Consider the following 24803-nt stretch of genomic DNA (forward strand, 5'->3'; position numbering starts at 1 on the left):
GTTCAGTTCGGCAGTGCAAAGGTCCAGAGGTTTCCGCCAGCGGGGTAGCCCGCAAGGCGCTCATCGCCCGAGAAGAGCGCATACACCGCGCCGCCCCCGTTCACGATGGAGACATATTGCCTGCCATCCATCTCCCACGTCATCGGCTGGCCGATAACGCCGGAACCTGTATTGAACGACCAGAGTTTTTCGCCGGTTTCCGAATTGAAGACCTCGAATTCCCCTGTCTGGGCGCCAGTAAAGACCAATCCGCCGCCCGTTGCGAGTGTTCCGGCCAGTCGCGGGATCTCGCTGCCGTCTTCCCATTTCACCTCACCGGTCAGCGGATCAATGGCGCGCAGAAAGCCCCGGTTGCCTTCCGGCCATGACCAGCTGAATTCGGCTCCGAAATAGAAGACCCCGGCACGGTACTGCGGTTCGACGGCTTTGTAGTTCATCCCGACGTTGATCGTGTTGACGAATGCCGTCTGCTTTTCGGGATCATAGGAGATGGGGGACCAGTTCTTGCCGCCGAAAGCCGAAGGCCAGAATTCGACCTGATCGCCGGTGCGCGCGCCTTCCGCGACCTCGGTCTGATTGGGCTTGCCGGTTTCCAGATCAATGCTCTCGGCCCAGTCGACCCGATCAACGAACTTGTTGGCAGCCACCAGTTTGCCGGTTTCCCGGTTCAACACGTAGAAGAAACCGTTGCGGTTCGCCTGCATCAGGACCTTCTGTCCTTCCAGATCGGCCAGAACGAGTTCGTTCGTTGCGTCATAGTCGAACGGATCGTTCGGAGTCGTCTGGTAGTGCCACTTTATTTCGCCCGTTTTCGGGTCGAGCGCCAGAATGGATGTCGTATAAAGGTTGTCGCCCGGACGCAGGCCGGCGTTCCATGGGCCCGCATTGCCTGTGCCCCAGTAGACCGTGTTCAGATCGGGATCGTAGGTGCCCGTCAGCCATGCGGGGCCTCCGCCGCGTTCCCAGGCATCTCCTTCCGGCCAGGTCTCGGACCCGGGTTCACCCGGGGCGGGGACGGTGTAGGTTCGCCAGAGTTGTTCGCCCGACTCCGGGTCATAGGCTTCGATATATCCTCGCACCCCATATTCGCCGCCCGAAATGCCCACGATGACCACGCCATCGGCAACAAGCGGCGCCACGGTGAATGAGTATCCTGTCTTGAAATCGATGGACTTTTTGCGCCAGATTTCCTCGCCGGTTTCGGCATCAAGCGCGATCACATGCGCGTCGAGCGTGGTTCTGAACAGCTTGCCATCGAGCATCGCAACCCCTCGGTTGACGATACCGCAGCAAGCAACCCGCGGTGTTTCGGCAGGGTAATCCACGGAGGTTTTCCAGATCTGTTTGCCGGTCATCGCATCGATCGCCATCGTGGCCTTGTGCGTGGTCACATACATGACGCCGTTGCGGACCAGCGGGAAACTTTCCTGCCCCCGGCCATCGTCGAGGCTGTAGGCCCAGACCGGGGTTAATTGCGATGCGGTTTCAGTATTGATCTGATCGAGCGGGCTGTATCGTTGCTGACCATACCCCATTCCGTATGTCAGGACGTCGCCGGTTGTCGATGTGTCATTGATGAGTTCTTCGGCGGTCTGGCCGTGAACTGACGTCGCTCCGACTGCAAGTAACAGCGCCAGAGATATTGCCGCTTTCGTCATGTCGTTTCTCCTCCACATTCAGTGCTCCCTAAGCGCATCACAGGGCAAGCCGCCCGTTTTGTCATTCATTTTGTTAAGCGAAATGGCTTAACTGCGGGGAGGAGGGAGGGCTGGTTCTATCGGGAAAAGTTTTTTGTTTCAATTGCATGGCGATGCTTTGCGGTCATGCGCCCTGCACACTCGCCGGCGCGAAAAGAAGGTTTATCACGGCCTCCGGCCATCACTTGATCGCATCATTCTCCGGGTGCGAATCTGTTTGTCGCATTCTGCTGGGGTTGCGTGGTGCGGGTTTGACGGACCGGTGTTCGTGTAATTCCCCCACGTCCTGCTATCATTGCTGAAGGAATTTCCATCTCGTGCTTGTGGCGCCTTCCGTTTCAGGAAAGCGGCGACAAATTAAGAGCACAAGTGCCCCGGGTTCGGCGCCAAAAGTGTGGATATGTCCCGTCAGCGTAAGCGAAGAAATTTAGTATGTTGACTGGCCAATCTTGTCTTCGGCTTGGTCGGAGTCACCTGAGCGGTCAACGGAACCTACAGAGACCATTCCGCATCAGACATTTTGTAATTCAGCAGCAATCTCCGGGCCGGTGCCTGACCGGTTCTGGAGCATCTCGAGCGCTTTGCGCACTTGCTTTCGTGACCGGCGAGACCGCAACTGCTTTGCTTCGAGGGACCGTGGGCGCACGGATACACTGTTGTCCTCGGGAACGAGATCAAATTCCCGTACGGCGGCGACGATATGAGACGCCTGATTGGTTGCCGCGACGGCGATCAGTTTAATTGTCCTCCGGGACATATCGTCGAGCCGAATATCGCTATCGGCCCGTTTTGCAATGTCTTTGAAGCTTCCTATGTCGACGTATCCGCCACTTGGCAGCGGCCCTTGTCCTGTCATCTCGGTCGCTCGCTCCAGCTCTTCGCGTCGAAGTTCCCGCCGGTCGACCACGCTGGAAACGTCTGCGCCCTCGTCGGTCTCGATGCAGGCAAGCACATCGAGGAGATAGGCAGGCTGCGCGCCCATGTTCGAAACCAGACATCTGGCGTCAATATCCTCGCCGCCTCCGCGGTTGATCAGTACGCTGGATCTGCGCTGTTCGCGAAAACCGCGCAGGAGAACGTGGAGATAGACAAGCCAAACCAGCGTCGTGGTCAGGCTGGCCCCGATCTGCATCAGTTCAGAGTTCTGGCGGATAAATTCGAGCATCGTTCAGTATCCTCACACCCGGATTTTTCAGCGGCACTATAACCTTGGACGCATCCGGACTTTTCTGATTTGATTTCGGCAGCAGCTTTCACCACTTTGCGGTAGCGTTGGTAGAAAGTTCAATCGACCACCAGAGGTAGTAATCCACTCGCGGAGGACGGCCGTTCCGTCGCCCTGTGGGCGAAACACCCAGCTATCGGTGCCAGTTTCATTGCAGAGGGTGCAGAGAGCTTAACCGCAAGTCCACGGCTTGAGAGCGCCGCAGGCAAGGCGTGAGCCACCGTCCTCGAGATGAATGGCATGATAATGGGATGTCGGATAAGGGCGGTCATGGCGATATATCTCTGATCCCTGCGAACTCGGTCGATCCGAGCTGTAAATTTGTGATCCCGGCATGATTGTGCAGCCGGTCCGTCTGGGAAACCAATTCGAAAAGCCCTAGTTCCAGAATAACAAAACTTAACGCGAAATTAGTTTTGGGCTTTCGGCCTGACATGTAGGGCCGTGCTATAGAGCGAGTTATTGTTTTGCGTCGGACAGGAGGCCGATATCGCCCCACACGATAGGCCGTCAGGGATAAGTCCGCGCGCAAATTGTCGGATCAGTGACTATCCAGCGGTAAGAGCATTTCGATGGTGAGCCAACCGTCTTTGAACCGACGTTCCTTCTCGGCCCGCAGTTGCATGGATGAAGCCTTGATCAGGTGCGATCCGAACCCTATTGCCGCGTGAGCGTCATAGTCTGGCGCCCATTCCCGCCATGTGATGCTCAGGTCTTTTCCGGTGGAGGTCCATTTAACCTCTATCGTTCCGTGCGCCGTCTTTAAGGCGCCGTATTTCGTGGAATTAGTCATCCACTCATGAATGATCAGAACCAACGAGGTAATTGCCCTTGCCGGGATCAACACTTCTTCGCCAGACATCACGATCGTCTGCTTGCTGCGCGTTGGCGCTAGAATGCGGTCAAGCAGAGCGCCGAAAGAAATAGGCTGCGACACGTCAGTTCTCAGCATCAGGGAGTGAGCGCGATCCAGCGCTGCCACACGGTCCCGGAGGTTTTCGACCAGCTGATCCTTGTCCGATGTTTCTCGGGACGCGCTTGAAATCATAGCTCCGACAAGGGCGAAGAGGTTCTTGATGCGATGATTGATCTCGGACAGGTAAAGTTCACGTTCGGCGAGCAGCTTTTGCTCGGAGGTCACATCGAAGCTGACACCGATGACCTTGTTGACATCCTGGCCTTTTCGCAGTTTTGCAACGCCTCGCAGCCATCGTTCCCGACCTGAGGGAAGATCGAGCCGAAAGGTCTCGTCATATTCATCGCCGTCATCGCTTAATGCAGCGAGGGCGCTGAAAGTTCGCTCCCTGTCCTCCTGCGCGACGCGCTCGATGATGGCCGTCTGTGAAGCTGCGTCACACGCCGACAGTTCGAACAATTCGCGGCAGGCGCTGTCAAGAACAAGTACGCCGGTATCAACCGAAAATTCCCAGCGCCCTATTCCGGCAAAACTGAATGAGTTTTCCAGCGCATAATCATCTGGTGGCATCGGCTTGGTATCCTCGGCACCAAAAGTGGGCACTGTAGGTGGTCGAAAGGATGCCAGCCCAATATCGCCTGACACGGTACCAGTGTTAACGTTGAAGCCGTAGAGTCAACCATTCAGGTCAATTGGAGCGGTTCGTGTCAATAGAGTTTTGACGTATCATTTGCCCGGGCGAGCGATGATATGAGCCAACGATACCAACACGATCCAGATCAGAAGCAATAGTGGCCACCCGATCAGAGCCAGAGGAAGGACGAGCGCACCGGCAAAAATCGCGATGATTGCGCCGGTTCTGGGACCGTCTGCTATCAGGTCAGGCACAAGCCCTACGGCGCTGCCGACAATACCCGCGATCGTCGCCACCAAGAAGCCGCCCAACCAGGCGAGCGCCCACCCTTTGAGGCCTGATTTGCCAAACATGCCATAGAGCAGATAACCCACAAGGGCACCGGCCAGACCCATAGCAACGGCGTAGCGTGCGACAAGAGCCAAGGGCAATTGATGCCAGTCTGCATCCTGGAATGCTCTGACATCTTCGAAGACCAGCACCATGAACAGAACCATGCTGGCCAAGGCCAAGATGCCGACAACTGCGGTTTTGCGAAGGCTGGGCGTCATATCTATAACTTGATGCTTATAATCTCGATTGGCACTGTTCCAAATATCGCTAGACCGCACAAGCTATGATTGCCTATTGCGTGATTGTCCCAACCCAAGGTGGCGAGGGTGCAATCCTTTTTTCCTCGTACGAATGACGGAGGTTCGCAAACCACTGGTGACGAAGCCATGGAACCTGCAGGGTATCGTGAACGCCATTCTCCCTTGATCATTGCGTTCTTAATGTCACCGAACGTGAATGCTGGACAGGTGCAATTTATCCACGTCGGTGATACTTTCTGTCTAAACCTGATTGGCGGGGATATCGATGGAAACTCTCACGCGGATTTGCTGCAGGAAAGAGGTTCGATGAACGGACGCAGGTTTGCCGCGATCCTTTCTATTGATGTCGTTGGTTACAGCCGCATGATGCAGCTTGATGCCAGCGGACTGCTTAAATCTCTGAACAAGATATTTCGCGACATTTTGAAGCCAACCGTTGCCGAGGGTGGTGGGCGTATCGTCAAACTGTTGGGCGATGGCGCCCTTGTCGAGTTTCCTGCCACGCTGAGCGCTCTTTCGACGGCGGTCGGGATCCAGCAGAAAATGAGTGCTTTCCCTTGGCCCCGAGAGGCGATCCAGCTGAGAGTCGGGGTCCACGCGGGCGATGTTTTGGTTGAAGGAAATGACCTTTTTGGCGATCCGGTGAACATCGCGGCACGGCTTCAGGCGGCGGCGGCACCCGGAGGAATCCTCATATCTGGAATGGTTCGCGATCTTTGCGGCAGCCAGCCTTACGAACTCAAATCCCAAGGCGTACATCGCTTCAAGAACATCAGCCACCCTGTTGAAACGCTCTCCGTGGTGCTTGAACCTGAGAAGGATACCGGGACGAGTAACGTCCCGGTGCGGGGTGATCTCCGTTTCTGCAAAACTTCAGACGGCGTGACGTTAGCCTGGGAATGTTCCGGGGAGGGCGAGACAATCATCAAGGCCCCGAACTGGATCGGTCATTTGGATCTGGATTGGCGAAGCCCGGGCATTGCCCCGATGATCCGTTCGGTCAGCCGGTTGGGACGCCTGGTCCGGTTCGATGCGCGCGGGAATGGTCTTTCGGATTGGGACGTCGATCAAATCTCTTTCGACCGTTTCGTGGATGACCTCGAATGCGTCTTTGATGCGGCGGGTGTTGAGAGAGCGCCGATTCTGGCAATATCTCAAGGCGGCGCTGTGGCTGCGGCCTTTGCGGCCCGGGCGCCCGAGCGTGTATCGGCAATTGTGATGCTCGGAAGCTTTCCTCTTGGTCGGGCGCAACGGAACAATCCGCAGGACCAGGCGCGCGCGGAAGCGCTGAAGTCGATGATGCGTGCGGGATGGGATGACGAATATCCTTCTCTTCGGGATCATCTGGCGCAAATAATCCTCCCGGGTGCCAGCATCGAAGACAGAGATCTCTATGCTGCGGACATGCGCCAGATGATCTCTCCGGAAAACGCCGGGCGGTATCGAGAAGTCATCGACAACATCGACGTTATGTATCTTTTGAAAGAGGTCACGGTGCCTTGCCTTGTGCTTCACTCACGCGGTGACCGGATGCAGCCGTTCGATCAGGGGCGCAAATTTGCGGCGGGGCTGCCGAACTCAAAGTTCGTTGCGCTCGACAGCGACAACCATATTCTGCCCGAGTACGACACGGCGTGGCCGCAAGCCGAGCGAGAGATCAGCAATTTTCTAAAGGCACATGTATGATCGTGAGATCATCAGGTTTGCGCCCTGACGCTCGGAAGGCCGGACGTTTGCCCGGCCTTCGCGAACCACAATTTTCGTTCGTGGTCAGGCGGCGGCCTCTTTGTGACTGTCATGGCTCGTTGAGCCGATTATATGATGCGCCGCACATCCGATATGACGCTTGTCAGTGCCGCAGCATCCGCCGATGACCCGAAGCTGGGGGAGCGTTTGGTACAGAGCGCCGTAGAGTTCGCCGAACTCCTCGGGACTGCCCGCGTCCAGTTCCTTGGCCTCGTCGAGTTCTGCATGGCTCATACGGCTCGCATTGGCGCGAATCCCGCCAATGCGCGATGTCCAGTCGCCTGCCAGAACCGACGCAAAATGATCGGGATGGGCGCAGTTGATCATGTAAAAGACCGGGGCACCGCCAGTTGCGGCATCGGTCTCGGCAATAGCCTCTTCGACGGACTGGCCGGTGGGCAAGCGGCCATCAGTTTCGGTAGTGAAACTGACCACGACAGGCAGACCGTGTGCGCGGGCGGCACGGACGATCCCGATCGCCTCGCCCGGATGGGTCATGGTCACCGCCGAGATCATCTCGACACCTTCCTCGGCCATCCAGCGCACTTGGTGAGCGTGCAGTGGTTCGGCCGCCTCCGCCGTGTAGAGCCGATCGGGCGCATAGCCGTCACCCGCCGGACCGACAGCACCGTTAAGCACCGTCGGCACATCGCTGTGCCTTTCACGGGCTTCGCGTACCGCAGTCACCGCCTCTCGTGTTGCCGCTTCGAGCTCGGCGAGCGGTCGACCGACAACATTCGACCAGAAGGCCCCCGATCTCCAGGTTGCTGTATCGAGGACAAAGCCGGTTCCCGAGCGGCGGGCAACCTCGATGTAGCGATCGTAGTATTGCGCGAGGATGGCGCGTCCTTCGTCGGTGTCGAAGGCATGGAGAGAGGCAAAATGGGGCAGGTCGAGCCCATCAGAAAAGATCAGGTCGGTCTCAAGCCCGCCATCGGCGACCCATGTCTTGTCTGAGGCGAGGAAGGCTTCGAAATTCGTTGAATGTGTCATCGCTGTGCTCCTTGTTTTTCAATGCCTTCGTTTTGGCTGCACAGGTCTTTTTTGAACAGCGAACGCGTGGTACAGTTTCGCCTCATCAAGAATATTCTTTTTCTATCAATGCTTTGCCCTGAAGTACGCGCAGCTCTGCGCCTCTTGCTGCAAGCGAAACCCGACTGGGGGTCCAGTTTGAAATGCCAAGACCAAGCCACAAAGAGCGAATTCTGGACATCGCGCAGGAGTCGATTCTGGCGAAAGGCTTTGACGCCACGTCGATTGATGAGATTGTCGCAGCCGCAGATATTACCCGCAGCGGGTTCTTTTATCATTTCGCCGACAAAAACGCCCTCGCACTGGCCCTGATCGACCGCCACGTCGCCTTTGAAGACCAGCTTTTTGACAGCCTCTTCGAGCGTGCGGCGGAACTGTCGGACGATCCGCTGCACCGGGCGCTGATCGGGATGAAGCTGCTGGCCGAATTGCTGGAAGATATGGAAACCGGTCACCCCGGTTGTATCGTTGCCACGGCGGCCTATCAGGACCGATTGTTCAATCAGAAGGTCCGCGATGCCAACCGGCGCGCTGTTTTGGGCTGGCGCCAACGATTTCGCGAGATGTTCGACCAGATCGCGGCGGTTTATCCACCACAGGAAGAGGTCGATTTCGATGCGCTTTCCGATTTCGTCAACACGGTTGTCGAAGGAGGGATCGTAATGGCCAAATCGCTCGGCGAACCAAAGATGACTGCCGGGCAGATCATGTTGCTGCGGCAATACATCAAGCTACTGTTCAATCCGCGTCCATGAATTGTGGACCCGGTCTGTCCGCGGGTTGCTGACACCGCCTAGCGTCGAAGCAGCTGCGGGTTGATACCGGTGTGTCGACTAGCAGTTGCGACATGGCAAATCAGATCGGAGATTTGGAAGTTGGGCTATCGAAGCGCCCAACCGGTGGATCGGGTGCATATTGAAGACCGATTGGTAGAGATCGCTATTACCGGAGCCAAAACCGGGCGGGAAGCATTGACACATGCCCTGTCCCGATGCGCTGCTGAAGTCATACGTATTGCCATTGGAAGGACGTTATCTTGATCAAGGTCTTGTCGGGGGTTTGGGCCCTTCTGCTCGGAATAGTGCTGATCATGCTGGGCAACGGCATGCATTTCACCTTGATCGGACTTCGGGGAGGAATCGAAGGGTTTTCAGCAAGCGAACTCGCAATCGTCACATCCGGCTATTTTGCAGGTTTCCTCGCCGGTGCGCGTGTCAGCCCGATCATGATCCGACGCGTGGGGCACGTGCGTGTCTTCGCCGCGCTGGGCAGTTTCATGTCCGCTGGGCTTATCGCCTTTCCGCTGGTGGCCGAACCTTGGGCATGGACCATTTTGCGCCTTCTCATCGGTTTTTGTATGTCGGGCATCTATGTGACCGCCGAGAGCTGGCTGAACGATGCTTCGACCAATGAAAACAGGGGGCAGGTACTGGCCGCCTATATGATTGCGCAGACGCTTGGAATTATTGGCGCCCAGGCGCTGCTCAACCTTGGAGACGCGGCCTCTTCAGCACTTTTCATCGGTGCGTCGATATTTGTCTCGGTTTCTTTCGCGCCAATCCTTCTGTCCATCTCGCCGGTTCCGGCGGCCGAGGTCGCGCGTCCGATGCCGCTTCGTGAGCTGTTCAGGGCGTCGCCTCTTGGAACCATCGGAATCTTCTTTCTTGGCGGGGTCTATGCAACCCAATCCGGCATGGCGGCTGTGTTCGGATCTCTCATCGAGATGAGCGCTGCGCAGATATCGCTTTTCGTCGCGATGCTTTTTGCGGGGGCGCTGGTCCTGCAATACCCCATCGGGTGGCTCTCGGACCGGATGGACCGAAGGTTGCTGATTTTCGGGTCCGCCGTTCTGGGGGCGCTTTGCTGTGGACTGGCCTGGATCGCGGGAGACCTTTTGTGGGCCTTGTTGGCGGCCGCATTTTTCGCAGGTGGCGTGACGACACCTTTATACGCTCTCTTCCTTGCCTACACCAATGACTCGCTGTCGAGCGACGCAATGCCAGCGGCCTCTGGTGGTCTGGTGCTGACGTTCGGGATCGGGGCTATTCTGGGTCCGTTGGTCACCGGGGCGATAATGCAATGGTTTGGTCCATTCGCCTTCTGGCTCGCCCTTGGCGGAACATTTGCTAGCATCGCCGTTTATGCCCTTTACCGCATGACCCAACGCGCGGCGCCTTCTGTGGAGGAAACAGAAAGCTATCTTGGCGTCTTGCCGACAGCCTCTCCGATCGCTGTTGAAGCCGCAGGCGCCTGGGCGGCAGATCACGCGGAAGCTGAACGGGAGACGGTTTCTTGATGGTGACCCGGGATCCGCTTGCCTTGTGGCCCGTATTGATCCTGGCTGTGAGTTTTGCAGAGCTGATTTTTTGAGTTCGGCGCTTCGGCGGCGTCCGAAACGATCCTCTAACTCCGAGGTTTTGATAAAGCTGCCCTGTTGATCGGCAAAGTTGCCCGGGTGCAGGCAAACAGTTTAGGCTCGGCAAGAAGTTGGCGCCCGAGTTGAGGAGGCTCTTTGTATGACGGCATTCGTAATCGGACAGATGATGATCCACAGTCGAGACTGGATGGAGGAATACTTCGCCAGTATTCCAGAGGTCGTGGCTGCGCATGACGGAACGTTCAAGGTGCGGGGAGGCAATCCACAGTTAGTGGAAGGCGACAATCCGGTTCCGGATGCTGCATTTATCGTAGAGTTTCCCGATCGAAAGAACGCAGAAGCGTTTTGGAACTCGAAGGAATTTCAGACTCTTGCCGTCTTGCGCCGCTCAGGGTCGTCTCTCAATGCGATCATTGTAGATGCGCTGGGGTGAGAGCTGTCCATAGGTTGATCGGTTGCGCCAGATCGATCAGGGCGTTCCGATGGACTTCCCAAAGTCACCTCTTGCACCGGATGCTGCAAGTCGATGAGATTTTTGGAATGACATTGTCCAATTCCAGGATAGGCGGTCCACTTCAATCTTAAATGATCCTGGTCGCAGAGTTCCGGTTCGTCAGTCTGGTAAAAAGCGCCCCGGGCAGAACTGCATCGTGGCGGCGTTGCAGTTCGCGGCGCGAGATCGGTCATTGGATAAGTACAGTATCGAGGGTTTTTCGGGACGCGCGTTAAAGTCCCAGCCAATCGTCAACCTGCGCACCGAGGCGCTGCCAGTCGGTATATTCTTTGTCAGCATCTAGATCCGCTTGTGGGTCTTTCGCGGCAACGATGCGACGCATCACAAAGCGTCGGAACACGTCATATTGCGATGGCTTATAAGCGCCAGCAATCTGTTCCGTCTTGTCTGGTGTCCATCCCGTTGCCGCGCAGAAGTCCGAAAGGATCAGATCAAGACCTTTCCAATCCTCAGCCTCGTGGCCTGCGGCGGCAAGGGAAATTGACAAGAATAGTATCTGCGAACCGCGCATATTCTTCGCCTCTGTCGAAACGAAATTTGTAAACGCGCGCTGATAGTGACCCACGTGGATCGAGGCGGCGAGAATCACGCGGTCAAATCGACCGAAATCCATACCCGCCGCGTCCGCGACACTGACAAGTTCCACCGCCTGTCCCGAATCTGCAATCCGGTCTGAAATCCAGCGGGCAATTTTTCGCGTTTGACCTTCGCTGGATGCATAGGCGACCAATACTTTCATTTCGGCTCCTTCCGTTGCTGGAGCGACCGATTTTATCAGTATCCTCTACCGATCCGCCCGGATCAACTGCGCCGGTGCAAATGGGATCATGCTCTCTACTCGACCCCGGGGTGCTTGATCGCTTAAAGACGGAAAGCAGTAATTTGGCAGTCATGCGCCGTGCGAAGCCGCCAGAATTGGCGCGATACTCGCATGTTTGCGCCGATAAGCCGAAGCGGACAGGCCGACATGACGGCGAAAAGCATTCCGAAAGCTCGATGTCTCGGTATATCCAACTTCGTCGGCAATCTCTTCAATCGGAATGTCGGATGTTTCCAGCATCTGCTTGGCTTCCTCTACTCGGAGCGTCTGCACGTATTCGACCGGGGTTTGCCCCGTGGCGCGTCGGAACCGCCGGAGAAAACTGCGTTCACTCAGACCGGACCGGGCGGCCATTGCCGCAACCGGCGTCGGATTAGCGTAGTTATCCGCAACCCAAGACTGTGCCTCGGCCACGAGAGCGTCATCATGCTGTTGGCCGGCGAGCAGTGAAGCGTAACAGAGTTGTCCCTCGGTGTGTGGCTGGAGCAGGTAGATCTTCGCAATCCGTCGCGCCTCGTCCTGACCGGCGAAGCGCGCAATGAGATAGAGCATCAGATCGCCCCAGGACGACATGCCGCCTGCGGTGACCAAACGATGGCCTTCGCCCGTAGGAACAAGGATGCGCTCCCTGCGCATACAGACGTCCGGGTAGCGCCGCGCTATCGTTTCGGCAAATCCCCAATGAGTCGTTGCCTCGCACCCATCGAGCAGGCCCGCATGGGCCAGCAGCCAGGCACCGGAACAGACCGATGTCACGATTGCACCGCCTGCAGCTGCCGAGCGGAGCCATTCCGCCGCTGGCTCGAACAAATCCGGCGGTGAAACGGCCGGATCGATGTGCAGGTCGGGAATGATAACCAGGTCGGCTTCGGTCGGTTTGGGAAGCTGCCCCTCGGGGGTCACGCGCCGTCCATTCACATCCTCATAGGGCTTGCCATCAAGCGAGACCATCCGCGCATCGAAGACCTTGGGTTGATGGGCCTTGGCGTGGAGCAATTCCCAGTCACGACCCACTGAACTCAGCACATCGAGAATACAGAACATCGTTGATGTGCCGGTAAAGGGCAGTGCCAGCACGACTGTGTTCAGAGGAGCTGTCGATTGATCCATGCAGTGTCCGATTTTCACCGTTCCGGTAAAATCCACGCATATCACGACTCGGGCCAGTGCGCCAGAACTGTCCACACGACAAGCGCCAGACGGCCCAGATACGGAGACCTGAAAATGACAGATCAATCACCGATTGCCCAATTCGACGAAGCCAAGGCCCAAACATTTGCGAAACGCTTCGTCGGCACATTGAATGAGGCGGCGCTGGCCGTCATGACCTCGCTTGGTCATCGCGCCGGGCTGCTTGACGGGATTGCCGCAAATCCCGGGCTGACCTCTGTCGCGCTTGCCGAGAAGATCGGCGTGAACGAGCGCTACTTGCGCGAATGGCTGGGCGTGATGGTCACCTCAGGCGTCGTAGATTATGATCCGGTGGGAAAAAGCTACACGCTCCCGACAGAGCACGCGGCCATTCTGACCCGCGCGGCCAGCCCCGACAACCTTGCGGTGACGACACAGTTCATCTGTCTCGCGGCCGTGGTCGAGGACGATCTGCTGGAACGTTTCCGCACCGGGAAAGGCCTGTGTTACAATCACTTCGACCGTTTCCACGAGGTTATGGCCGAGGACAGCGCACAGCTTGTTGTTGCCAACCTGACCGGAGCGATCCTGCCCGTTGTGCCAGGCCTGATCGATCGCCTGCGTGAGGGCATCACGGTGGCCGACTTTGGCTGCGGCGGCGGGCGGGCCATGTTGCACCTCGCGCGGGAATTCCCGAATAGCCGCTTCACGGGGTTCGACCTGTGCGAGGATGCTTTTCGCACCGCGCAGGAGGAAACCGAGAGAGAGGGTCCCAAGAACCTCCACTTTGAAGGCTGCGACCTGTCGTCCGCTAAATCCGTCGGTGCATTCGATCTCGTGACTGCCTTCGATGCCGTTCACGACCAGGCCGACCCCAGGGGTTTCCTGCGCCTGATTCACCGATCGCTGCGGCCCGGCGGAATCTTCCTGATGCAGGATATCGGGGGTTCGCGCGATCTGGAGAAGAACATCGCCAATCCCTTCGCGCCGCTTTTGTACACGATCTCGAGCATGCACTGCACGCCGATCTCAATCGGTCAGGGCGGCCCGGGGCTCGGTGCGATGTGGGGGGTCGAGACCGCCGAGGAACACCTCGCGGAATGCGGCTTTGACTCGGTCGAGACACACCGGCTGCCGCACGACGACATGAACGCCTATTTCATCGCCCGCGTCAGAGCGGGACAGCCACAAGGACCAATGACATGACTGATCTGAAAATCCATGCATCGCGACGCCGTGAACCCGGTATTTCCCGTGTGTTCGGACGCATGACCGAAAGCGTTCGCAAGCGGCGGCAGATCCGCCGTGAGATTATCGCGCTTTCAAACATGCCTGAGTATCTGCTTCGAGATATAGGCCTGCACGACCGCGTCGGCTGGCGCAAAAATGACCTGCGGGACAAGGCCCGGCGGCGCACGGATCCCGATTGGCGTCACAGATTCTAAGCAAAAACCGAAAGGACTGGAAATGTCTCCCATATATGCAGAACGCGTGCTGGTGATCGGTGCGGGGCTTTCGGGCCTCGCGACCGCCCGGGCACTTTCTGGCCGCGGACTTGCGGTCAGCGTACTCGAAGCGAAAGACCGAGTAGCAGAACCTTGGCGATCCCGCCATCCGGCGCTTCGTCTCAACATTCACCGGAAATTCGCGGGCCTGCCGGGACAGCCGGCGCCAAGAACCGATGGCATCTACCTTAAGCGCGACACGGTCGTCGGGCATCTGGAGCGCTACGCCGCGCAGCTCGGTGCGCCGATCCACTTTGGAACCGGAGTGAAAGAGATTGTCAGGGTCGAGGATGGGTGGCAGGTCACCACGACGAATGGCGTTCATCGCGCGGCTCATATTGTCATCGCCACTGGACGAGAAAGTCTGCCCCATATCCCGGACTGGCCGGGGCGAGAGACCTTCGAGGGCGAATTGCTACATGTCGGCGATCTCGGGGACGTTTCCCGCTTTGACGGAAAGCGCGTGCTTGTGGTTGGCGCCGGGAACTCCGGCACTGACGCGCTTAACCATCTCGCGGCGCATCGGCCCAAGACCGTAATGATATCCGTGCGCCACGGCCCTGCCATCGTGCCCCGAAGCATTTTCGGCTACCCGATCCATGGGCTTGCGCGCCTCTTCGCGGCACTGCCGGTCAAACTGACGGATCCCGCGTTCAAGTTGACCGAGCGGCTCCTTCTGGGAGACCTCCGGCGCTACGGGCTGGCAAGCCATCCCGAAGGCGGCAGCACCCGTCTTCTGCGGGACGGTGTGACCTTCGCGATCGACGACGGGTTCGTCGCAGCGCTGAAATCTGGCCGCTTCAGGGTCGTGCCCCAGATTGAACGCATTGATCGCAGCCGCGTCGTTCTGAACGATGGCACCTCGCGAGAGCTGGATGTCATCATTGCAGCGACTGGGTATGGGACTGGTCTGGAACCGTTGCTTGGTCATCTCGGGGTCCTCGACAGTAACGGATGGCCAAACCACCCTATGGGAGAGCGGGATCCCGATCATCCCGGTCTTTGGTTCACAGGATTCAAGCCGATTTTCACAGGCTTCTTTGACGCGGCCGGGATTGCTGCCAAGCGTATCGCGTCAGGCATCGAGGTTGATCTCGCGGTGGCCACTGCCCAACGAGACAATGCTGGCACACGCCGTCGTCTAGCAGGACGCGAACCGATGACGGCGAGGCGACCATACGCCGTGGACAGGAGGCCTCCTATTGCCCGTCCGATAGACTCCGACCCTGACGCCACTCCCCGTACCGGAATGCCGCAGGTTCGCAAAAACAGAATGTGAATTGAAAGGATGAACTGATGTCCGAATCCGCAGAAGACGCAAGATTGCAGAATAAGGAAAGTGCAGTTTTCGCACCGCTCAAAGCGCCGCGCCCAATCTACGGCGCCAACGTAATCCGGACTCTCGAAGCTAATTGGGAGGCCGGCTGGCTCTCTCCGGGCGGCGTGGAAGATCTCGCCGCCCTTCTGGAGGGGCAAGATATAAGCGGTCTCAATGTGCTCGACATCGGCGTCGGCGCAGGTGGTCCGGCCATCTCGCTCTTAAAGAAATTCGGAGCGGGTCACGTCACCGGAATTGACGTGGAGCGGCCGGTACTCGAGCGTGCTGCGGCCCTCGCGCAAGAGCATGGTGTCGCCGGGCAGCTTGAACTGGTTCACGTCGCGCCAGGGGTGCTGCCATTTGTGGACGCTGAGTTTGACATCGTTTTCAGTAAGGACAGTTTCATTCACATCGCCGACAAGGCTCTGCTCTTTTCCGAAATCCGACGCATACTGGTCCCGGGCGGGCTCTGTGCTTTCAGTGACTGGTGCTGCGGACCGCCACCTTATTCTCCCGAGATGACTGCATGGCTTGGCAACGGCATGGGTTTCGTCATCGCGTCGATCAAAGAGATGGAGGCTGCCATGGAGGATGCGGGGTTCAGGAATATTGCTGCCAAAGATCGCAACCGCTGGTTTTCGGACCTTGCAGCGCAGGAAGCCGAGGCCGCTGCACGATCGCGCTGGTCCGAGATTGTTGGAAGGATCGGCGCCGATACTGCCGAAAGACTCATTGCAACCGCCGAAAGGCGTGCCCTGATCGCGAACCAAGGACATCTTCGGCCCGCTCATTTCATCGCCACTGCACCGGGCTAAACTGTCTTAGTCTCTGCGCTGACGTAGCGTATCGCAAGCTTGTAGCAAAGATCACTTGGACCAGTTTGATCAGCCTGTTCAGCGAACGCGGCATTCGATCCGAGACAAGATAGAGGCATTCGACCCACATTCATGTGGAACTGTCACATCTCACAGGGTTCTGCGCTACGAGAGGGCTACGCCAAGGATTCAAACGCATGTAAAGGCTCCGATTAGGAGTGCGCTTGGCCTTAGGCGTATCAGGTAGTCGCGGTCAAAAACGTAAGTTGTTTGGGGTTGCGGCGCGAAAGGACGTGAACCCGTTTCCGTTGATGCGCCTTTACTGGACTGGTTTTTGGAACGGTTCTCTTCGCGCAGATAGAGCCGATCATGGTCTCTATAATTTGCTAGGGAGCAATTCTAAACTCATAGGTGATAGGCATCGAAAACAACTTCATTCACTGGAGCGGTCATTCACAATTCTACGGAGCATCCGGCATTCTGAGCTCGACGCAATTATGCCTCGGAGCCGCGACTAAGTCCGGCAGACTCGACCAGGTCCGCAGTCGATTCCGGCCCTTTGCTGCCGTTCGCACGATGCGCAATGGATGACCGGTGGCAGCCCAATGTTACCCCTCGATCAAGAAGGTGGTATCGTTGAGGTTCCCCACCAAGACGCTACACTTTGCGGCTTCCAGCCTCCATCGCCTTTTCTTGTTGGGCACGCCATTGCCGCATCAAATCCGCCCTCCGTTTGAGCGGCCTTCGTTCGCGAATTTCCATGTGGGACATGCGCTCTAGGCGGAAATGGCGAAGGACATCCCGTTCCTCGCACCATGCAATCAACAGACAGCGGGTGTCCTCGTAGCCAAGAAGGATCGGCCAGACGTGTCGCTGGCTGATTGTCTCGTCGAGCGCACGGTAGTTAAATGTCACAACGCGCCACCGACGTATGGCCTCCCGGAGGCAAGTGGTATCGAGCGTTGCCCCGAGGGCAGTCGCAATCGACTTCAAACCTAGTGCGGGCTGCTCCAGCACCGTGCGGCTGGACTCGGGCAGGGACAACCGGACCTTAGACAATGCGTCCAATGCAAGACGGGCCAGCGCCTGATCGGGGTGACGGCTCACCCATTGTGCGCCCAGGGCAAGGGCCTCGGTCTCGTCCGGGCTAAGGGCCAGAGGGCGCATCTCGTAATCATCGTCCAGCGTGTAGCCGAAACCTGCTGTGTCATGGATCGGGACTCGGCGACCGATGAGATCGGCAATGTCGCGATAGACCGTGCGACGCGACACTTCGAGTTCTTCCGCGATCGCGGCAGCCGTCACGGGGCGCGGCGTGCGACGAAGGATCTGGATGATCTGAAAAAGGCGGTCGGTGCTGCGCACCGGTTTCCTGTTGCCACAATGCTGTCGGCAGGACCTGTCTAGAAGCGCTGGCGATCGTTCAAGTGCCGCAGAAAAGGAAAAGACAATGAAACTTGCTTCTGTCCGCCTCATCGCTCGGGATGTCCGGGGTCTTGCGGCCTTCTACGAAACAGTCACGGGTGTGAAAGCCGACTGGCTGGCCCCTGTCTTCGCGGAAATCGTGACGCCGGGCGCATCGCTGGCCATTGCTTCGGAAGAGACCGTGGCGCTCTTTAAGGAAGGCAGTGCCGAGGCCGCGGCGAACCGGACGTCAATCATCGAGCTTCAGGTGAAGGATATTGACGCGGACTTCGCGCGTCTGAAGACGCTGGACGTCGTCCATGAGCCGAAGCTGCTGCCGTGGGGAAACCGGACGTTGCAACTGCGTGATCCCGAGGGAAATCTCGTAAGCCTCTACATGCCGGAGACCGAGGCGGCGAAGGCGCGATTTGGCTTAAGGTCCTAGGGCTTCAGCGACCACCTCCGGTCGGGACGCGAAAGCAGGTGCACTGCGGCCGCTGTCAGCGGCAATGTGTCTGTGAGCGATGGCTTGGCTGCTGGTTCACTTCTCCCGAGGCATGGGAGAGCTGGCGATGATAGGTCGAGGCGGGTTTCGCAGGGCGCGCTGGTCTATGAATTCACGATCGAAGGCCATGTCCCGTCGGATCATCTGCTCAAGGGCATCGGCCGCTTCGTCGATCTCGGAGACACGCGCCGTCATCTCGCACCATTCTACAGCCATACCGGGCGGCCGTCGGTCGATCCGGAGCTGATCATACGGATGCTGATCGCGGGCTATGCCTTTGGCATCCGGTCAGAACGGCAGTTTTGCCACGAGGTTCTTTGGAACCTAGCGTATCGCTGGTTGTGTCGCCTCGAATTTACCGACCCGGTGCCGGACCATTCGACTTTCTCGAATACCGGCACGGACGGTTCCGTGAGAGCGATCTGTTCCGGCATCTCTTCGCGGCGGTGCTGGGCGGACGCTTCGCTGATCAAGGCGGATGCCAACCGATATTCCATGCTAGACTCCTCGGAATCGCCAGCGGAAGACAGGGGCAAGCCGAGCAACGCAGGAATACCTCGCCAGGCTGGATGGTGAGCGCATGAACGCCACCGGTTCGAGAAAACATGCGAACGCTATGGGTGCGGCCACGCCCGTCAAGCCGAAGGCAATCTCGCGCACCTGAAGAAAATACTCGGCCTCGACCGCCTTCGCCTCCGACGACCGAACGGCGCCAAGGACGAGTTCAACATAGCCGCAACAATCCAGAACCTCCGCAAATTCGCCAACCTGAGGCTGTCACCGACGTTAAACATCTGCGAGAACGATATGCCTAACTCGCCGTTCGAAAATTCGGGGCGAGTATTTCAACAGCATCTGCGCATAGCAGCCGTTCGGGCCCGGTGCAGCACCTGACACAAAGGGCTTAACCGGATTTTCTCTGAGATTTGCGCGGGGGGACATACTGACCGTGATCGACCAAGCTTGGGAAGGCAATTTACCTCAGTAGGTTTACCAAAAATGTGGTTCCTCAAAGTTCGTCGGAGCCCGTCTGAAGCCTCCGCAATTGCGCGGCTCAAGGCAGTTCTCAGTAAAATGCGCTTTTGGTTTTTAGTGATTTTGTATCTGATTTCAGTGGTGAGCCGTGCAGGATTCGAACCTGCGACCCACTGATTAAAAGTCAGTTGCTCTACCAACTGAGCTAACGGCCCACTCTCTGTTGAAACGGTCAGACCGTTTCAGTCCCGCTCTCTAAGCTGAATGCTCCTCGCGGATCAAGTGCTTAAATCACGAATAAACACCGTTCAGGACGAATCCCGCTGGGGTGTTCGGGGCGTTACTAGGGAAGGCGGCGACAGGGGTCAAGCGGCAAAGAGCGATAATTTTCACGTACTGGATTCTCGGTCAGCCTGTCGCTATATGCAGCGTCATGAACATGCGCTCTGAAACCGGTTTGCCCTTTATGAAAATGCACGGGCTTGGCAACGATTTTGTCGTGATTGACGCACGGCAGAACGGTTTTGCCGTGACGCCCGAGTTGGCGCGTGGACTGGCCGACCGGCATTTCGGTGTCGGGTTCGATCAGCTTGCGTTGATTACCAAAGGAACCGGTGACGCGCATCTTACATTTTATAACGCAGACGGCTCCACGTCGGCGGCCTGCGGCAATGCCACGCGCTGTATCGCGCGGCACCTGATTAGCGAATCCGGAAGTGGCCAGCTTGTGCTTACGACGGATCGCGGAACGCTTGAAGCCTGCGATGCGGGCGGCGGGCTGACCTCGGTCAATATGGGAGCGCCTCAGCTGGACTGGTCGGAAATTCCTTTGGCAGAGCAGATGGATACGCTTGAACTGCCGATCGAAGGTGCGCCTGTCGCGACCGGAATGGGCAATCCGCATTGCACATTTTTCGTCGAAGATGCCGAGGCGGTGCCGCTGGAAAACTTTGGCCCGCGCTATGAACATCATCCGCTTTATCCGCAGCGAACCAACGTGCAGGTTGCGCAGGTCATCGCGCCGGATCGTATCCGAATGCGGGTCTGGGAACGTGGCGCTGGTGTGACGCTGGCGTCTGGGTCATCCTCCTGCGCAACGGCCGTTGCAGCGGTACGCCGCGGTCTGACGGGACGCAAGGTGGATATCGTTTTGGACGGTGGCGAATTGCAGGTCGAATGGCGCGAGGATGGAGTCTGGATGACAGGGCCGACAGCACATGTCTTCTCTGGCGTTCTGACACCGGAATTTCTGGAATCACTGGGATGAACCCGCCCAAGTTCACCACGATGGGCTGCCGGCTCAACGCTTACGAGACCGAGGCGATGAAAGACCTCGCCAGTCAGGCCGGGCTGAGCGATGCCGTAATCGTCAATACATGTGCCGTGACGGCTGAAGCGGTCCGAAAGGCGCGGCAGGAGATTCGCAAGCTGCGGCGCGAAAACCCCCACGCGCGCCTGATCGTGACGGGATGCGCGGCCCAGACCGAACCGCAGACCTTTGCCGAGATGAGCGAAGTCGACGCGGTGATCGGCAATACCGAAAAGATGCAGGCCAAGACATGGGCAGGGCTTTCCGGCAACTTCGGGACGGAGCCTGTACAGGTCGACGATATTATGTCGGTCACCGAGACGGCCGGTCATCTCATCGACGGCTTTGGCACCCGCAGCCGCGCCTATGTGCAGGTCCAGAACGGTTGTGATCACCGTTGCACGTTTTGCATCATCCCTTATGGCCGGGGCAATTCCCGCTCCGTGCCAGCCGGGGTGGTCGTTGAACAGATCAAACGACTGGTGGATAAGGGATTCAATGAGGTCGTGCTGACCGGCGTTGACCTGACCAGCTGGGGTGCCGACTTACCGGGAACGCCGCCGCTTGGCGATCTGGTTATGCGTATCCTGCGGCTGGTGCCTGATCTGCCGCGTCTTCGGATCTCTTCCATCGACAGTATCGAAGTCGATGAGAACCTGATGCAGGCCATCGCAACAGAAACGCGCCTCATGCCGCATCTACACCTGTCGCTGCAACATGGTGATGACCTTATCCTGAAAAGGATGAAGCGTCGCCACCTGCGCGACGATGCAATCCGCTTTACCGAGGAAGCACGGCGCCTGCGTCCGGACATGACCTTTGGCGCGGACATCATTGCGGGTTTCCCGACGGAAACAGAAGCGCATTTCGAGAATTCGCTGAAACTGGTCGAGGACTGCGATCTCACTTGGTTGCACGTCTTTCCGTATTCCAAGCGGGAGGGCACGCCAGCGGCGCGAATACCGTCCCAGGTGGATGGAAATGTCATAAAGGCACGGGCGGCGCGTCTGCGCGACGCAGGGGCCAGACAGGTAGAGCGCCATCTTGCGGCCCAGGTCGGTCGGAACCATCGTGTGCTGATGGAGAATTCGCACATGGGGCGCACCGAACAGTTTACCGAGGTTCGCTTTGACAGCGCGCAGATCGAAGGCGCACTTGTGCATGTCAAGATCACCGGACATGCATCAGGCCACCTTACGGCTTGAGGCGACCTGCTTCTGGCACTGGCGCGTAGGATTTCGTCAGCTTTCTGGTGAACGGAAGGCTGCGCTTGTGGGAAGCTAAACAAACTTCCGGACAGAATGGGGGATCCACGGTTCCACAGTAAAGTTGAGGCTTCCGAATTTCCGCCGCTTTACTTGCTGCCAAATTCGAAACGGCCAACGAAAAAACCCGCCGGCTCGGCCGACGGGTTTTCTCAATTCATCTCTAAGCGATCAGTCGTGCTTTTTCTTACCCTTGTGAGGCGCCCAGATCCGCTTGTTCGTGAGGTAGAGCAGAACGGTCAGAACGGTCAGGAACAGCACACCGGCAAAACCGGCCTGCTTGCGAGCCATCATTTTGGGCTCGGCGGTCCACATCAGGAAGGCAGCAACGTCCTGAGCTTCGTGGTGAAGCTCGTTCGAGTGGCCATCAGCAAACTCGACATCTTCACCGTAAAGCGGTTGCGCCATGCCGATCCAGCTTCCGGGAATGGTCGAATGACCATGTTCGTCCCGGCAGCTGTCCGGAATGCCGCCCGCGGCGAATACTGTGTTGTAGTGACCAGGGAAATCCTCGGGGGCGCAAGCGGGGGGCTCTTCATAGCCTACCAGCAGAGAGGCAATATATTCCGGTCCGCCGATACCTTTTAAGAACTGGTTGATCCCCAGACCATAGGGGCCGTGGAAGCCGGCCCGTGCCTTGGCCATCAGGCTGAGGTCGGGCGCGCTCTGCGAGTTGTTGGCCGGGAAGTGATCCGCGGGGATCAGCGCGCGGTATTCCTCGGTCTCGGTGTCAAAGAGCTGCGGGTTCGAGATTTCGTCCAGGACCATGAACTGGTCCGCATAGGCGCGCACCTGATCTTCGGGGATACCGGGGCCACCTTCGTCCGCGAGGGTGCGGATCGGCACGTAGCGCAGGCCGTGGCAAGCAGCACAGACCTCGGTGTAGATCTGGAGACCGCGTTGCAACTGGTTCTGGTCGTAGGCGCCGAAAGGGCCCTCGAAGGAAAAGTCGAAATCCTCCACATGGGCTTCTCCACCAGCGGCCAGAGCCGCCGCCGGAGTCAGGGCCAGCGCAAGGATGCTGCTGATTGCAAGTTTCTTGAACATGTTTCCCTGTCCCTTTCTTATTCAGCCGGCGCAGCGGATTTGCTGTCGGCGTCGCCGTAATGCGCGGCAAAGTCTTCTTCGATCGTCGCCGGGCGCGGATCGGGTTTCTCGATCACGCCAAGCAGCGGCAGGATCACGAGGAAATACGCGAACCAGTAAGCGGCCCCGATCAACGAAAAGCTCGCATAGGGTTCTTCGGCAGGCATGGCACCAAGCCACATCAGCACGATGAAGTCGACGCAGAGCAGCGCGAACCACCATTTGAACATCGGACGGTACCGGCCCGAACGTACCGAGGAAGTATCGAGCCAGGGCGCCAGCGCCATGACGGCAATCGCGCCGAACATCGCCAGAACTCCAAAGAACTTGGCGTCGATGATGCCACCGGTCAGGAAGGACGCGATCTGCACCACCCAGACTTCGGAGGTGAAGGCACGCAGGATCGCGTAGAACGGCAGGAAGTACCATTCGGGCACGATGTGCGCGGGCGTCGAAAGCGGGTTGGCTTCGATGTAGTTGTCTGGGTGACCCAAGTAGTTCGGCATGAACCCGACGATGGCCCAGAAAATCACCATGACCAGCGCCAGCGCGAACAGATCCTTGATCACGAAATAGGGCCAGAAGGGCAGGGTGTCTTTCTCGGCTTCGGCCTTGGAGCCTCGGCGCACTTCGACACCGGTCGGGTTGTTGTTACCAGTGGTGTGGAAGGCCCAGATATGCACGATCACGAGACCGGCAATCACGAAGGGCAGCAGGTAATGCAGCGAGAAGAAGCGGTTCAGCGTGGCATTGTCCACGGCGGGCCCGCCCAGCAGCCATGTCTGCAGCGATTCACCCACAAACGGGATCGCGCCGAACAGGCCAGTGATCACGGTTGCACCCCAGAAGGACATCTGACCCCAGGGCAGGACGTAGCCCATGAAACCGGTGCCCATCATCAGAACGAAGATGAGGATGCCGATGATCCAGGTGATCTCGCGCGGTTCTTTGTAGGAACCGTAGTAGAGACCGCGGAAGATATGCGCGTAAACCGCGACAAAGAACAGCGAGGCGCCGTTGGCGTGCAGGTAGCGCAGCATAAAGCCGCCGTTCACGTCACGCATGATGTGTTCGACGCTGGCAAATGCCATGTCCACGTGCGGCGTGTAGTGCATCACGAGAACGATGCCGGTGATGATCTGAAGCGCCAGACAGAAGGTAAGGACGATCCCCCAGATCCACATCCAGTTCAGGTTCTTGGGCGTGGGGATCATGATGGTGTCGTACAGGATGCCGACTACGGGCAGGCGGCGGTGAAGCCACTTTTCAGCGCCAGTCGAAGGTTCGTAATGATCGTGCGGAATTCCGGCCATGTTCAGTCCTCCCCTTATCCCAGTCTGATGGTTGTTTCGTCGGTGAATTCGACAACCGGAATCGGCAGATTGCGCGGTGCGGGCCCTTTGCGAATGCGCCCGGCAGTGTCGTAGTGCGACCCGTGGCAGGGGCAGAACCAGCCGCCAAAGTCGCCAGCGCCGTCGCCCAGCGGCACACAGCCGAGGTGGGTGCAGACACCCATCATGACCAGCCATTCGCCGGTTTCGTCCAGCGCGCGGTTTTCATCGGTAGCCGGTGCTTCGCCCGAGATATTGGCGTTTTCGGCATTAGGATCGGGCAGCGCGCTCACGTCGACTTCGCGGGCGGCTTCGATTTCGGCCTCGGTCCGGCGACGGATGAACACGGGTTTACCAAGAAACTTGACGGTGATCTGGGTGCCGGTCTCAACGCCGCTCAGATCGACATAGATCGATGAAAGGGCCTGAACGTCGGCAGAAGGGTTCATCTGATTGACCAGTGGCCAGATCGCGGCGCCTGCTGTTACGGCACCGGCACCAGCCGTTGCGTAATACAGGAAATCTCTCCGGGTGCCTTCGTGATCGTCTGCGTGGGACACGAGGTTTTCTCCAATTCCAGCGCCCGCTGGGGGCAAACATGCGTG

General features: G+C 58.1%; 22 protein-coding genes, 1 tRNA gene and 1 pseudogene. 12 read left to right on the forward strand and 12 right to left on the reverse strand.

Translation table 11 applies throughout. The features are described 5' to 3' along the window. Window positions 1-2: 2 nt before the first annotated feature. The 4 genes from ACU0FH_RS03765 to ACU0FH_RS03780 form a co-directional block, all read right to left on the reverse strand. Complete coding sequence (locus ACU0FH_RS03765; protein WP_446193415.1) at window positions 3-1658, reverse strand: PQQ-dependent dehydrogenase, methanol/ethanol family; 1656 nt, start codon at window positions 1656-1658, stop codon at window positions 3-5. Between the two features lie 550 nt (window positions 1659-2208). Beyond that, entirely contained in the window at window positions 2209-2862 is a 654-nt protein-coding gene (locus tag ACU0FH_RS03770; protein WP_446193416.1) for a hypothetical protein, read from the reverse strand. Window positions 2863-3463: 601 nt separating this feature from the next. After that, window positions 3464-4483, reverse strand: a complete 1020-nt coding sequence (locus ACU0FH_RS03775) for a sensor histidine kinase (RefSeq protein ID WP_446193417.1) — start codon at window positions 4481-4483, stop codon at window positions 3464-3466. Between the two features lie 81 nt (window positions 4484-4564). Continuing rightward, the gene (locus tag ACU0FH_RS03780; RefSeq protein WP_446193418.1) at window positions 4565-5023 is read right to left on the reverse strand and encodes a hypothetical protein; all 459 of its coding nucleotides are present in this window, start codon (window positions 5021-5023) and stop codon (window positions 4565-4567) included. Window positions 5024-5371: 348 nt separating this feature from the next. Here ACU0FH_RS03780 and ACU0FH_RS03785 point away from each other — a divergent pair, with 348 nt between their 5' ends. Next, a complete protein-coding gene (locus ACU0FH_RS03785) occupies window positions 5372-6751 on the forward strand; it encodes an alpha/beta fold hydrolase (protein WP_446193419.1) in 1380 nt (459 codons plus the stop codon). Window positions 6752-6835: 84 nt separating this feature from the next. On the opposite strand, the gene ACU0FH_RS03790 is transcribed toward ACU0FH_RS03785, so the two are convergent. Further along, the gene (locus ACU0FH_RS03790) at window positions 6836-7804 is read right to left on the reverse strand and encodes a homocysteine S-methyltransferase family protein (protein ID WP_446193420.1); all 969 of its coding nucleotides are present in this window, start codon (window positions 7802-7804) and stop codon (window positions 6836-6838) included. Window positions 7805-7986: 182 nt separating this feature from the next. Between ACU0FH_RS03790 and ACU0FH_RS03795 the strand changes: the two genes are divergently transcribed. The 3 genes from ACU0FH_RS03795 to ACU0FH_RS03805 all read left to right on the forward strand — a co-directional run bounded on the left by ACU0FH_RS03795 (window position 7987) and on the right by ACU0FH_RS03805 (window position 10653). After that, window positions 7987-8598, forward strand: coding sequence for a TetR/AcrR family transcriptional regulator (locus ACU0FH_RS03795; RefSeq protein WP_446193421.1), 612 nt, complete (start codon window positions 7987-7989; stop codon window positions 8596-8598). Window positions 8599-8879: 281 nt separating this feature from the next. Next, window positions 8880-10139, forward strand: a complete 1260-nt coding sequence (locus ACU0FH_RS03800; protein ID WP_446193422.1) for an MFS transporter — start codon at window positions 8880-8882, stop codon at window positions 10137-10139. Window positions 10140-10359: 220 nt separating this feature from the next. Continuing rightward, window positions 10360-10653 (forward strand): DUF1330 domain-containing protein, encoded by a 294-nt coding sequence (locus ACU0FH_RS03805; RefSeq protein ID WP_446193423.1) that lies wholly within the window; start codon window positions 10360-10362, stop codon window positions 10651-10653. Window positions 10654-10945: 292 nt separating this feature from the next. Here ACU0FH_RS03805 and ACU0FH_RS03810 read toward each other — a convergent pair whose 3' ends face one another. Next, window positions 10946-11473: a flavodoxin domain-containing protein gene (locus ACU0FH_RS03810; RefSeq protein ID WP_446193424.1), complete on the reverse strand. Its 528-nt coding sequence runs from the start codon at window positions 11471-11473 to the stop codon at window positions 10946-10948. A gap of 150 nt (window positions 11474-11623) precedes the next feature. Then, on the reverse strand, window positions 11624-12664 hold the full coding sequence (locus ACU0FH_RS03815; RefSeq protein ID WP_446193425.1) for a GlxA family transcriptional regulator: 1041 nt from the start codon (window positions 12662-12664) through the stop codon (window positions 11624-11626). Between the two features lie 114 nt (window positions 12665-12778). Here ACU0FH_RS03815 and ACU0FH_RS03820 point away from each other — a divergent pair, with 114 nt between their 5' ends. The 4 genes from ACU0FH_RS03820 to ACU0FH_RS03835 are packed head-to-tail and all read left to right on the forward strand — an operon-like array spanning window position 12779 to window position 16323. Continuing rightward, window positions 12779-13891 (forward strand): class I SAM-dependent methyltransferase, encoded by a 1113-nt coding sequence (locus ACU0FH_RS03820; protein ID WP_446193426.1) that lies wholly within the window; start codon window positions 12779-12781, stop codon window positions 13889-13891. Continuing rightward, window positions 13888-14130, forward strand: a complete 243-nt coding sequence (locus tag ACU0FH_RS03825) for a DUF1127 domain-containing protein (RefSeq protein WP_446193427.1) — start codon at window positions 13888-13890, stop codon at window positions 14128-14130. Before ACU0FH_RS03820 ends, ACU0FH_RS03825 begins: the two co-directional genes overlap by 4 nt. A 22-nt stretch (window positions 14131-14152) precedes the next feature. After that, window positions 14153-15469 carry a flavin-containing monooxygenase gene (locus ACU0FH_RS03830; RefSeq protein ID WP_446193428.1) on the forward strand — a complete coding sequence of 439 codons (1317 nt, stop codon included), beginning with the start codon at window positions 14153-14155 and terminating at the stop codon, window positions 15467-15469. A 17-nt stretch (window positions 15470-15486) separates the two neighbouring features. Beyond that, entirely contained in the window at window positions 15487-16323 is an 837-nt protein-coding gene (locus ACU0FH_RS03835) for a class I SAM-dependent methyltransferase (protein ID WP_446193429.1), read from the forward strand. Window positions 16324-16980: 657 nt separating this feature from the next. Here ACU0FH_RS03835 and ACU0FH_RS03840 read toward each other — a convergent pair. Next, window positions 16981-17688, reverse strand: coding sequence for a helix-turn-helix transcriptional regulator (locus tag ACU0FH_RS03840; RefSeq protein ID WP_446193430.1), 708 nt, complete (start codon window positions 17686-17688; stop codon window positions 16981-16983). 85 nt (window positions 17689-17773) lie between these two features. Here ACU0FH_RS03840 and ACU0FH_RS03845 point away from each other — a divergent pair, with 85 nt between their 5' ends. Then, window positions 17774-18172 carry a VOC family protein gene (locus ACU0FH_RS03845; protein WP_446193431.1) on the forward strand — a complete coding sequence of 133 codons (399 nt, stop codon included), beginning with the start codon at window positions 17774-17776 and terminating at the stop codon, window positions 18170-18172. 159 nt (window positions 18173-18331) lie between these two features. Then, a pseudogene (locus ACU0FH_RS03850) lies at window positions 18332-18887 on the forward strand (transposase); the annotation flags it as partial. Window positions 18888-19346: 459 nt separating this feature from the next. Here ACU0FH_RS03850 and ACU0FH_RS03855 read toward each other — a convergent pair. Next, window positions 19347-19422 (reverse strand) — tRNA-Lys (locus tag ACU0FH_RS03855). A 218-nt stretch (window positions 19423-19640) separates the two neighbouring features. Between ACU0FH_RS03855 and dapF the strand changes: the two genes are divergently transcribed. After that, window positions 19641-20474, forward strand: a complete 834-nt coding sequence (dapF, locus tag ACU0FH_RS03860; protein WP_446193432.1) for a diaminopimelate epimerase — start codon at window positions 19641-19643, stop codon at window positions 20472-20474. Beyond that, on the forward strand, window positions 20471-21721 hold the full coding sequence (gene mtaB, locus ACU0FH_RS03865) for a tRNA (N(6)-L-threonylcarbamoyladenosine(37)-C(2))-methylthiotransferase MtaB (RefSeq protein ID WP_446193433.1): 1251 nt from the start codon (window positions 20471-20473) through the stop codon (window positions 21719-21721). Before dapF ends, mtaB begins: the two co-directional genes overlap by 4 nt. A 231-nt stretch (window positions 21722-21952) precedes the next feature. On the opposite strand, the gene ACU0FH_RS03870 is transcribed toward mtaB, so the two are convergent. Genes ACU0FH_RS03870 through petA form a run of 3 tightly spaced genes read right to left on the reverse strand, consistent with a single transcriptional unit; the run spans window position 21953 to window position 24758 of the window. Then, window positions 21953-22828: a cytochrome c1 gene (locus ACU0FH_RS03870; RefSeq protein WP_446193434.1), complete on the reverse strand. Its 876-nt coding sequence runs from the start codon at window positions 22826-22828 to the stop codon at window positions 21953-21955. Between the two features lie 17 nt (window positions 22829-22845). Beyond that, window positions 22846-24180 carry a cytochrome b gene (gene petB, locus ACU0FH_RS03875; protein ID WP_446193435.1) on the reverse strand — a complete coding sequence of 445 codons (1335 nt, stop codon included), beginning with the start codon at window positions 24178-24180 and terminating at the stop codon, window positions 22846-22848. Between the two features lie 14 nt (window positions 24181-24194). Then, window positions 24195-24758 (reverse strand): ubiquinol-cytochrome c reductase iron-sulfur subunit, encoded by a 564-nt coding sequence (petA, locus tag ACU0FH_RS03880; protein ID WP_446193436.1) that lies wholly within the window; start codon window positions 24756-24758, stop codon window positions 24195-24197. Window positions 24759-24803: the final 45 nt, after the last annotated feature.

Source organism: Heliomarina sp., assembly GCF_052826185.1.

What these genes read in the sequence shown, in the direction of transcription:
- ACU0FH_RS03790 (WP_446193420.1), bottom strand. Translation starts at nt 7,804, where the DNA reads ATGACACATTCAACGAATTTCGAAGCCTTCCTCGCCTCAGACAAGACA.
- ACU0FH_RS03780 (WP_446193418.1), bottom strand. Translation starts at nt 5,023, where the DNA reads ATGACGCCCAGCCTTCGCAAAACCGCAGTTGTCGGCATCTTGGCCTTG.
- ACU0FH_RS03830 (WP_446193428.1), top strand. Translation starts at nt 14,153, where the DNA reads ATGTCTCCCATATATGCAGAACGCGTGCTGGTGATCGGTGCGGGGCTT.
- ACU0FH_RS03845 (WP_446193431.1), top strand. Translation starts at nt 17,774, where the DNA reads ATGAAACTTGCTTCTGTCCGCCTCATCGCTCGGGATGTCCGGGGTCTT.
- ACU0FH_RS03765 (WP_446193415.1), bottom strand. Translation starts at nt 1,658, where the DNA reads ATGACGAAAGCGGCAATATCTCTGGCGCTGTTACTTGCAGTCGGAGCG.
- ACU0FH_RS03815 (WP_446193425.1), bottom strand. Translation starts at nt 12,664, where the DNA reads ATGGATCAATCGACAGCTCCTCTGAACACAGTCGTGCTGGCACTGCCC.
- ACU0FH_RS03785 (WP_446193419.1), top strand. Translation starts at nt 5,372, where the DNA reads ATGAACGGACGCAGGTTTGCCGCGATCCTTTCTATTGATGTCGTTGGT.
- ACU0FH_RS03820 (WP_446193426.1), top strand. Translation starts at nt 12,779, where the DNA reads ATGACAGATCAATCACCGATTGCCCAATTCGACGAAGCCAAGGCCCAA.
- ACU0FH_RS03870 (WP_446193434.1), bottom strand. Translation starts at nt 22,828, where the DNA reads ATGTTCAAGAAACTTGCAATCAGCAGCATCCTTGCGCTGGCCCTGACT.
- ACU0FH_RS03825 (WP_446193427.1), top strand. Translation starts at nt 13,888, where the DNA reads ATGACTGATCTGAAAATCCATGCATCGCGACGCCGTGAACCCGGTATT.
- petB (WP_446193435.1), bottom strand. Translation starts at nt 24,180, where the DNA reads ATGGCCGGAATTCCGCACGATCATTACGAACCTTCGACTGGCGCTGAA.
- ACU0FH_RS03795 (WP_446193421.1), top strand. Translation starts at nt 7,987, where the DNA reads ATGCCAAGACCAAGCCACAAAGAGCGAATTCTGGACATCGCGCAGGAG.
- ACU0FH_RS03835 (WP_446193429.1), top strand. Translation starts at nt 15,487, where the DNA reads ATGTCCGAATCCGCAGAAGACGCAAGATTGCAGAATAAGGAAAGTGCA.
- mtaB (WP_446193433.1), top strand. Translation starts at nt 20,471, where the DNA reads ATGAACCCGCCCAAGTTCACCACGATGGGCTGCCGGCTCAACGCTTAC.
- ACU0FH_RS03810 (WP_446193424.1), bottom strand. Translation starts at nt 11,473, where the DNA reads ATGAAAGTATTGGTCGCCTATGCATCCAGCGAAGGTCAAACGCGAAAA.
- ACU0FH_RS03805 (WP_446193423.1), top strand. Translation starts at nt 10,360, where the DNA reads ATGACGGCATTCGTAATCGGACAGATGATGATCCACAGTCGAGACTGG.
- ACU0FH_RS03770 (WP_446193416.1), bottom strand. Translation starts at nt 2,862, where the DNA reads ATGCTCGAATTTATCCGCCAGAACTCTGAACTGATGCAGATCGGGGCC.
- dapF (WP_446193432.1), top strand. Translation starts at nt 19,641, where the DNA reads ATGAACATGCGCTCTGAAACCGGTTTGCCCTTTATGAAAATGCACGGG.